Below are 1,093 nucleotides of genomic sequence, written 5' to 3'. Positions count from 1 at the left end.
GGCCTAGTTCAGGCCTAGATTGGCCTTCAGTTGCGCGACCAGCGCATCGGACGCTTCGCGGTCGATGCTGCCGTCTGCCTTGCGGATCAACGTGACCGGCCACGCCAATTGCTGTTTGTCGAGCAGGAAAATCAGAAGCTCGTAGGCCACGCCATATTCGCCATAGTCCAAATACTCTTCCACGTCTCTAAGGTCTTGCGCCGGTAATTGTTTGGCCACCGACTCTAGAGCGTTCCGAAGGTCTGGCTCGAACTCTTCAAGACTGGATTCATGTCGTAGCACGTCGGGCTCCTAGGAGCATTCGTGGAGATTGCAGTTACGAATCCTCCCCATACGAACGCGAGCGCTTATAGTTGGCGTTACGACGTCCATCAGAACCGGATCAGCACGCTGGCTTCTGTCCATCAAGCAGACGCAGTGGCCGAGGCGCCGGATCTGCGCTCCCTGACAATCGGTTAAGTTCCGTTGCAGCGAGATACTTCCTTAGACGCGCGCCGGTGGAAGCCCGAAGCCGCGAATCTTCACCAGCGAAAACCCACGGCGCAAAAGATCCAGAGCCGCAAGCGGACTGATATCACAGCCCGGACTGGCGTTCCAGCATAAAGGACGTCGAGCCGCCCTCGACAATTCAGGTTAAGCCTAGGTTGATCGCAAGCTCGCGGACGAATGCTTCCTTTTCACCATACTCCTCAGCCACGTCGTGAAAACAGCGGGCCAACTCCAAGCGCTCCGATTCAGACATCAACTGGAGTTCAAAACCCAAGCGCTCCATTGCCTGTACTGCGGCATCCGGATCGACGAGATCCTCATCTGAGGATTCCAGGAACAGCGCAACGTCAATGATTGCCTTTCCGATATGCCTATTTAACATTTGGTACCACCTTGATGTTGATATTAGTGATGCCGAGCTCGCTGAACATCTTTCTGGCTCGCGCTGCTTGTTGCTCTGTCGGTACCTCCCAAAGTCCCGACATCCCATTCTGAGTTAGGACTTCAGATTGACGCAATGCCTGTGCTTGGAGTTGCCCCTGTAACTCAGGACACGCGGACACCGTTAGGTTGATGACACCGCATTACGCCTGAACTCGCGAGG

Annotated in this window: 2 protein-coding genes; both read right to left on the bottom strand. The window is 55.2% G+C overall.

Annotated elements, in window-relative coordinates:
* Positions 1–3 precede the first annotated feature (3 nt).
* Complete coding sequence (locus tag HTY53_RS24585; RefSeq protein WP_174109194.1) at positions 4–282, bottom strand: MafI family immunity protein; 279 nt, start codon at positions 280–282, stop codon at positions 4–6.
* A gap of 346 nt (positions 283–628) precedes the next feature.
* Complete coding sequence (locus tag HTY53_RS24580; protein WP_174109193.1) at positions 629–871, bottom strand: hypothetical protein; 243 nt, start codon at positions 869–871, stop codon at positions 629–631.
* Positions 872–1,093: the final 222 nt, after the last annotated feature.

The organism is Cupriavidus gilardii (genome assembly GCF_013314895.1).
In the GTDB taxonomy this organism is placed as follows: domain Bacteria; phylum Pseudomonadota; class Gammaproteobacteria; order Burkholderiales; family Burkholderiaceae; genus Cupriavidus; species Cupriavidus gilardii_C.
Note: the sequence above shows the minus strand (reverse complement) of the source record. Positions and strands in the feature narration are given on the sequence as shown.